Consider the following 436-nt stretch of genomic DNA (forward strand, 5'->3'; position numbering starts at 1 on the left):
GCTATCAATATGCTCTTTATCACTTACTAGATTAACCTCTTTTTGATTCAGATACTCTACAATCTCTAATAAGTCTTTCGTATTTCTCGCTAAACGTGATAAATCATGAACAATGACGCTATCTCCATCTCGAACATAATCTAACATTTCTTGTAATTTAGGTCGATCTTTATCTTTAGCACTCATTTTCTCTATGAACACTTTTTCAACTTCATACTTTTTCATAGTAACAAGCTGACGTTCCTCATTCTGATCTAAACTACTAACTCTAACATAACCAATTTTCATTTTATCTCCTTAAATAATAACTATTACTATTAATTATAAAATAGAATTAAATATAACTTTACAAAGTGTAAATTAATTAAATTCAAAGTCTATTTTAACATATTTGTACCAGGAGAAAAAATGTAAAATTAGAGTGTACTTTAAATTT

At 26.6% G+C, this 436-nt stretch carries 1 protein-coding gene; it reads right to left on the minus strand.

Annotated features, from left to right (window positions below; translation table 11 throughout):
• Positions 1-288: recombinase family protein (locus NEH74_RS13375; RefSeq protein WP_262941469.1), on the minus strand; the 288-nt coding region annotated here is incomplete at its 3' end.
• Positions 289-436: the final 148 nt, after the last annotated feature.

The organism is Turicibacter sp. GALT-G1 (assembly GCF_025594995.1).
Lineage (GTDB): Bacteria > Bacillota_I > Bacilli_A > MOL361 > Turicibacteraceae > Turicibacter > Turicibacter bilis.